Annotated in this window: 5 protein-coding genes and 1 pseudogene; 4 read left to right on the top strand and 2 right to left on the bottom strand. The window is 51.3% G+C overall.

The window, feature by feature from the left end; all coding sequences use genetic code 11:
* Window positions 1-550: pseudogene (gene silS / locus QMN38_RS18900) on the bottom strand (copper/silver sensor histidine kinase SilS); the annotation flags it as partial.
* A complete protein-coding gene (gene silR / locus QMN38_RS18895) occupies window positions 543-1,223 on the bottom strand; it encodes a copper/silver response regulator transcription factor SilR (RefSeq protein WP_038633715.1) in 681 nt (226 codons plus the stop codon). The pseudogene silS and the gene silR, both read right to left, overlap by 8 nt.
* Before the next feature lie 189 nt (window positions 1,224-1,412).
* Between silR and silC the strand changes: the two genes are divergently transcribed.
* The 4 genes from silC to silA all read left to right on the top strand — a co-directional run bounded on the left by silC (window position 1,413) and on the right by silA (window position 7,743).
* Entirely contained in the window at window positions 1,413-2,798 is a 1,386-nt protein-coding gene (gene silC / locus QMN38_RS18890) for a Cu(+)/Ag(+) efflux RND transporter outer membrane channel SilC (protein WP_038633711.1), read from the top strand.
* 28 nt (window positions 2,799-2,826) lie between these two features.
* Window positions 2,827-3,180, top strand: a complete 354-nt coding sequence (gene cusF, locus QMN38_RS18885) for a cation efflux system protein CusF (protein WP_001246155.1) — start codon at window positions 2,827-2,829, stop codon at window positions 3,178-3,180.
* 113 nt (window positions 3,181-3,293) lie between these two features.
* Window positions 3,294-4,586: a Cu(+)/Ag(+) efflux RND transporter periplasmic adaptor subunit SilB gene (gene silB / locus QMN38_RS18880; RefSeq protein ID WP_323605616.1), complete on the top strand. Its 1,293-nt coding sequence runs from the start codon at window positions 3,294-3,296 to the stop codon at window positions 4,584-4,586.
* A 10-nt stretch (window positions 4,587-4,596) separates the two neighbouring features.
* Window positions 4,597-7,743 (top strand): Cu(+)/Ag(+) efflux RND transporter permease subunit SilA, encoded by a 3,147-nt coding sequence (gene silA / locus QMN38_RS18875; RefSeq protein WP_004098958.1) that lies wholly within the window; start codon window positions 4,597-4,599, stop codon window positions 7,741-7,743.
* The last annotated feature ends 52 nt before the right edge of the window (window positions 7,744-7,795 follow it).

Below are 7,795 nucleotides of genomic sequence, written 5' to 3'. Positions count from 1 at the left end.
GCGCATCGAGGTAATGGAGATGGAAATTAATGGAGAGGCCAGTCAGCATGACATAATTCTGCTGTTTGCCCTGAAATATCGCCTGGCCAGAGGAGGCGATAATCCGGTATGTTTCCATCTTCATTTCAGACCCGGTATCCATCGGTCTCGCAGGATCCTCCACCGTCCAGAGAAAGACATCCCGTGCGCGGCTGTGCTCGCTAAAATCTGCGGAATTCACGGCCGGGTGTAGTGCCGCCCCCTGCGCTGAACTAAAGAGCACTTCCCCCCTGGGATTGAGGAGCAAAAGGGCAACGTTGCGGTAGCTGGCAATCGACTCCTTTATTTTGCTTACTTTTTTTTCATCCGGATCCACCGGGGACTGCAGTATACGGTTCAGGGTAGTGCTGATTTGTTGAAGATCGCTGACATCCTGCTCGGCAAAATGATTTTCAACAGAATGCAGCATAAACCAGGTGAAGGCGATAAAAGCCAGTATCGTGGACAGGCTGATAAAAAAGGTCAGCCGCAGGGCGAGTGAGAAAGGGCGCCTGGAAGGTTTGCTATGCATCCGGGGCCTCCAGCATATAGCCCACGCCCCGGACAGTCTGGATCAGCTTTGTCCCGTAATCGTTGTCTATTTTAGCGCGGAGTCGCTTTACGGCGACATCAATCGCGTTAGTGTCGCTGTCAAAATTCATGTCCCAGACCTGAGAGGCAATCAGGGAACGGGGAAGAACCTCGCCCTGATGGCGAATGAAAAATTCCAGCAGGCTGAACTCTTTACTGGTGAGCACAATGCGGTTTCCGGCGCGACTGACTTTTCTGGATACGAGATCCATCGAGAGATCAGCCACCCTAAACTGGCTTTCCGTGATCATCGCGTTTCCCCGCCTCAGAAGGGTTCTCACCCGGGCCAGCAGTTCGGCAAACGCAAAGGGTTTAACCAGATAATCGTCCGCACCCAGTTCCAGTCCTTTGACCCTGTGTTCGATCGTGCCGAGGGCCGTCAGTAGTAAGACCGGCATACCCTTTCCGGCAGTGCGCAGCATGCGGATGATATCCCAGCCGTTCACATCAGGCAGCATGATGTCCAGAATGACTAAATCATACTCGGCTGTCATGGCGAGATGATATCCGGTAAGACCATTATCAGCGTGATCCACTACGAACCCTGCCTCTGTAAGCCCTTTGCTGAGATATTCACCTGTTTTAATTTCGTCTTCGACGATCAATATTTTCATCTTGCTCCCCGTCTGGCTGCTAATGTCATTCTATTGCGCACACGATCGTAATCAACGAATTACCGTAAAAATGACAACATTGTCATTATTCTGTCACCCGACAAACAGAGTGCATTCTGTAAAGTAACCCTGGTAATACTCTGAACTTCATTTGAACCATTTACCAGGTCTGCCTGGACGAGAAGCAATATGTTCAAATTAAAACTACTCAGCATCAGCACAATCTTCATTCTGGCTGGTTGTGTCTCTCTGGCGCCTGAATATCAGCGTCCGGCAGCACCGGTACCCCAGCAGTTTTCACTGTCCCGTAACAGCCTGACGCCAGCGGTGAATGGCTATCAGGATACGGGCTGGCGTAACTTTTTTGTCGATCCCCAGGTCACCCGGCTGATTACTGAAGCCCTGACTAATAACCGTGATTTGAGAATGGCTGCACTGAAGGTTGAAGAGGCCCGGGCCCAGTTCAACGTCACGGATGCAGATCGTTATCCCCAGCTGAATGCCTCATCCGGGATCACATACAGCGGTGGTCTGAAAGGTGACAAGCCGACCACACAGGAGTACGACGCAGGTCTGGAGTTCAGTTATGAGCTCGATTTTTTCGGCAAACTTAAGAACATGAGTGATGCTGATCGCCAGAACTACTTTGCCAGCGAAGAAGCCCGTCGGGCCGTACACATCCTGCTGGTATCCAACGTTTCACAAAGCTATTTCAGCCAGCAACTGGCGTACGAACAACTTCGTATTGCGCGGGAAACGCTGAAAAATTATCAACAGTCCTATGCTTTCGTTGAGCAGCAGCTCGTGACCGGGAGTACGAACGTTCTGGCACTTGAACAGGCGCGAGGACAAATCGAAAGTACCCGCGCCGAAATAGCCAAACGAGAAGGCGATCTGGCTCAGGCAAACAATGCCCTGCAACTGGTGCTGGGAACGTACCGCGCACTTCCGTCAGAAAAAGGGATGAAAGGCGGGGAGATAGCCCCAGTAAAATTGCCACCAAATCTGTCTTCACAAATTTTGCTGCAGCGACCGGATATTATGGAAGCGGAATATCAGCTGAAAGCGGCTGATGCCAATATTGGCGCAGCGCGAGCGGCCTTTTTCCCCTCAATTACCCTGACCAGTGGTCTTTCCGCAAGCAGTACGGAGCTGTCCAGCCTGTTTACGTCAGGAAGTGGAATGTGGAATTTTATCCCTAAAATTGAAATTCCTATATTTAATGCTGGCAGGAATAAAGCCAATCTGAAGCTGGCTGAAATTCGCCAGCAACAGTCGGTGGTTAATTACGAACAAAAAATTCAGTCAGCCTTTAAGGATGTTTCCGACACGCTTGCGCTGCGCGACAGCCTTAGCCAGCAACTTGAGTCACAGCAGCGTTATCTTGATTCACTTCAGATAACTCTCCAGCGTGCCAGAGGATTATATTCCAGTGGTGCTGTCAGTTACATTGAAGTGCTGGATGCAGAGCGTTCTCTCTTCGCTACGCAGCAAACCATTCTCGATCTTACCTATTCCCGGCAGGTTAACGAAATTAATCTGTTTACCGCACTGGGTGGCGGTTGGGTAGAGTAAATTTATTTCATTAATCAGGAAATTTAAAATGCGTAATTCACTTAAAGCCGTTTTATTTGGTGCCTTCTCTGTCATGTTTTCTGCCGGTCTTCATGCTGAAACACATCAGCATGGCGATATGAATACTGCCAGTGATGCTTCGGTACAGCAAGTTATCAAGGGCACCGGTGTCGTTAAAGACATTGATATGAATACTAAGAAAATCACCATTTCGCATGAAGCAATTCCAGCGGTGGGCTGGCCTGCAATGACCATGCGCTTTACTTTTGTTAATGCAGACGATGCTATTAATGCCCTGAAAACAGGCAACCATGTCGATTTCTCGTTTATTCAGCAGGGCAATATCTCCTTACTCAAAAGCATTAACGTGACGCAGTCCTGATTGGCTGTCCGGAGCGATTACATCCTGTGCGCCTGTACATTCACATAGGTATATGTGTGAGTTAACCGTCAGGCGCATATGCCAGGTGTTTTGATTTTTTAGCGGAAAATTGTATGGCTTCTTTAAAGATAAAATATGCTGCAATAATTATCAGCAGCCTCATAGCAGGGGGGCTGATATCGGTTACTGCCTGGCAGTATGTAAACTCAGCACAAAAGACAGAAAAAACAGAACAAAAGGCACCGGAACGAAAGGTGCTTTTCTGGTATGACCCAATGAAACCGGATACCAAATTTGATAAACCCGGAAAATCGCCCTTTATGGATATGGACCTGGTGCCAAAATATGCTGATGACAGTGGCGATAAAAGCAGTGGCGGGATCCGTATCGACCCAACCCAGGTTCAGAATCTGGGATTAAAAACGCAAAAAGTCACGCGAGGAATGCTGAATTATTCTCAGACAATCCCGGCTAATGTCAGCTATAACGAGTATCAGTTTGTTATTGTGCAGGCGCGTTCTGACGGGTTTGTCGAAAAAGTCTACCCCATGACGATTGGCGATCATGTGAAGAAGGGGACGCCACTTATCGATATTACCATTCCGGACTGGGTGGAAGCACAGAGTGAATTCCTTCTGTTATCCAGCACCGGTGGTACGTCAACCCAGATAAAAGGGGTTCTGGAGCGACTTCGTCTGGCTGGTATGCCGGAAGAGGATATTCAAAGGCTGCGTTCAACCCGCGCAATCCAGACCCGTTTTACCATTAAAGCACCTATTGATGGTGTCATTACTGCGTTTGACCTGCGCACCGGCATGAATATTTCGAAAGATAAAGTAGTGGCTCAGATTCAGGGGATGGACCCGGTCTGGATCAGCGCTGCAGTGCCAGAATCTATCGCATATCTGCTGAAAGATACGTCGCAGTTTGAAATTTCGGTACCGGCTTATCCGGATAAAACATTCCATGTCGAAAAATGGAACATTCTTCCCAGCGTGGATCAGACAACCCGTACGCTTCAGGTCCGTCTCCAGGTTTCTAATAAGGATGAGTTTCTCAAGCCGGGCATGAATGCCTATCTGAAACTGAATACCAAGAGCCAGGAGATGCTGCTGATACCAAGCCAGGCCGTTATCGATACCGGCAAAGAACAGCGCGTGATTACTGTTGATGATGAAGGCAAGTTTGTGCCGAAACAGATCCACGTTCTGCATGAATCACAGCAACAGTCCGGCATCGGTTCCGGCCTGAATGAAGGCGATACCGTGGTGGTCAGTGGCCTGTTCCTCATTGACTCCGAAGCCAATATTACGGGCGCGCTGGAACGTATGCGCCACCCTGAAAAAACAGAAAGCAGTATGCCAGCAATGTCTGACCAGCCTGTAAATATGCATTCAGGGCACTGAGGAGACGACGATGATTGAATGGATTATCCGGCGCTCTGTCGCCAACCGTTTCCTGGTCATGATGGGGGCCCTGTTTCTCAGCATCTGGGGTACATGGACGATTATTAACACGCCGGTCGATGCCTTGCCTGACCTGTCAGATGTGCAGGTCATTATCAAAACCAGCTATCCCGGCCAGGCCCCGCAGATTGTAGAAAACCAGGTCACCTATCCACTTACCACCACCATGCTGTCCGTACCTGGCGCAAAAACCGTGCGTGGTTTTTCACAGTTCGGGGATTCGTATGTGTATGTCATTTTTGAAGACGGCACCGATCTGTACTGGGCCCGTTCCCGCGTGCTGGAATATCTGAATCAGGTTCAGGGAAAACTGCCTGCCGGTGTGAGTTCTGAAATCGGTCCTGATGCCACGGGTGTGGGCTGGATTTTTGAATATGCCCTTGTCGATCGCAACGGAAAACACGACCTTTCAGAACTGCGCTCTCTGCAGGACTGGTTCCTGAAATTTGAGCTGAAAACCATCCCGAACGTGGCTGAGGTCGCTTCGGTTGGCGGCGTGGTGAAACAGTACCAGATTCAGGTCAATCCGGTAAAACTGTCCCAGTACGGTATCAGCCTGCCCGAAGTGAAACAGGCACTTGAATCGTCTAACCAGGAGGCCGGTGGCTCATCCGTTGAAATGGCCGAAGCGGAGTATATGGTCCGTGCCAGCGGTTATCTTCAGAGCATTGATGATTTTAATAACATCGTCCTGAAAACAGGTGAGAACGGCGTGCCGGTTTATCTGCGGGATGTTGCCCGCGTGCAGACCGGGCCCGAAATGAGGCGTGGTATTGCCGAGCTGAACGGCCAGGGAGAAGTCGCTGGCGGCGTGGTGATCCTGCGGTCGGGTAAAAATGCGCGCGACGTTATCACGGCAGTGAGGGATAAACTGGAGACGCTGAAGGCCAGCCTGCCGGAAGGCGTTGAAATCGTGACCACCTACGATCGCAGCCAGTTAATCGACCGGGCGATTGATAACCTCAGTTACAAGCTTCTTGAAGAGTTTATCGTTGTTGCTGTCGTTTGCGCACTGTTCCTCTGGCATGTCCGTTCTGCCCTGGTGGCGATTATTTCTCTGCCACTTGGCCTGTGTATCGCCTTTATCGTCATGCACTTCCAGGGACTGAACGCCAATATCATGTCGCTGGGAGGGATAGCGATTGCCGTCGGTGCGATGGTGGATGCCGCCATTGTGATGATTGAAAATGCGCACAAACGGCTTGAGGAGTGGGATCATCAGCATCCGGGTGAGCAGATTGACAACGCCACCCGCTGGAAGGTGATTACCGACGCCTCCGTGGAAGTGGGACCCGCGTTGTTCATTAGCCTGCTGATCATCACCCTGTCCTTTATTCCTATCTTTACCCTGGAAGGGCAGGAAGGTCGTCTGTTTGGCCCGCTGGCATTCACGAAAACGTACTCCATGGCGGGAGCGGCCGCACTGGCCATCATCGTCATTCCTATTCTGATGGGATTCTGGATCCGGGGGAAAATTCCTGCCGAGACAAGTAACCCCCTGAACCGGGTGCTGATCAAAGCGTATCATCCTTTGCTGCTGCGGGTCCTCCACTGGCCAAAAACAACCCTGCTGGTTGCGGCCTTGTCCATTTTCACGGTTATCTGGCCACTGAGTCAGGTGGGCGGTGAGTTTCTGCCGAAGATTAACGAGGGCGATCTGCTGTATATGCCGTCGACCCTGCCGGGTGTCTCTCCGGCAGAAGCTGCAGCGCTCCTGCAGACAACAGACAAGTTAATCAAAAGCGTTCCTGAAGTGGCTTCTGTATTTGGCAAGACCGGTAAAGCAGAGACCGCAACGGATTCCGCGCCGCTCGAAATGGTGGAAACCACGATCCAGCTCAAACCTGAGGATCAGTGGCGTCCCGGCATGACAATTGACAAGATTATTGATGAACTCGACAGGACCGTCCGTTTACCGGGTCTGGCAAACCTCTGGGTGCCGCCTATCCGTAACCGTATTGATATGCTCTCAACCGGGATCAAAAGCCCGATAGGTATCAAAGTGTCCGGGACTGTTCTGTCCGATATCGACGCGACGGCGCAGAGTATCGAGGCGGTCGCCAAAACCGTGCCTGGCGTGGTGTCTGTCCTGGCTGAGCGACTTGAGGGCGGGCGCTACATCGATATCGATATCAACCGGGAGAAAGCTTCCCGGTACGGGATGACTGTGGGCGACGTCCAGCTGTTCGTCTCTTCAGCAATCGGTGGGGCTATGGTGGGTGAGACGGTTGAAGGCGTGGCCCGGTACCCTATTAACATTCGCTATCCGCAGGATTACCGTAACAGTCCGCAGGCGTTGAGAGAGATGCCAATCCTGACCCCAATGAAGCAGCAAATTACGCTGGGCGATGTTGCCGATATTAAGGTCGTTTCCGGACCAACCATGCTGAAAACCGAAAATGCCCGGCCAGCCAGCTGGATTTATGTTGATGCCCGCGGCAGGGACATGGTGTCGGTGGTGAACGATATTAAGACGGCCATCAGTGAGAAAGTGAAACTGAGACCGGGGACCAGTGTGGCATTCTCAGGACAGTTTGAATTACTCGAGCACGCCAATAAGAAATTAAAACTGATGGTACCGATGACGGTGATGATCATCTTCATCCTGTTATATCTGGCATTCCGCCGGGCTGATGAGGCCTTACTTATTCTGATGAGCCTGCCGTTTGCCCTGGTTGGCGGGATATGGTTCCTGTACTGGCAGGGCTTCCATATGTCAGTGGCGACCGGAACCGGGTTTATCGCCCTGGCCGGGGTGGCAGCAGAGTTTGGCGTGGTCATGCTGATGTATCTGCGTCATGCCATTGAAGCGCACCCGGAATTGTCCCGTAAAGAGACGTTCACACCGGAAGGCCTTGATGAAGCCCTCTATCATGGTGCCGTACTGCGTGTCCGGCCGAAAGCCATGACCGTGGCGGTGATCATTGCGGGTCTGCTGCCAATACTCTGGGGAACCGGTGCAGGTTCAGAAGTCATGAGCCGTATCGCGGCACCCATGATTGGTGGGATGATCACGGCTCCGCTGCTGTCCCTGTTCATTATTCCTGCCGCCTACAAATTAATCTGGCTGCGCAGACATAAAAAAAGCGTGTCCTGAACCTGAAAGGGCACCCCCTGTGGGTGTCCTTCTTTACTGATTCACCCTGACG

This window comes from Citrobacter sp. R-1.5.2 (assembly GCF_035064245.1).
Lineage (GTDB): Bacteria > Pseudomonadota > Gammaproteobacteria > Enterobacterales > Enterobacteriaceae > Citrobacter.
The sequence above is the reverse complement of the archived record's forward strand: the minus strand, read 5'-3'. Positions and strand labels throughout refer to the sequence as shown.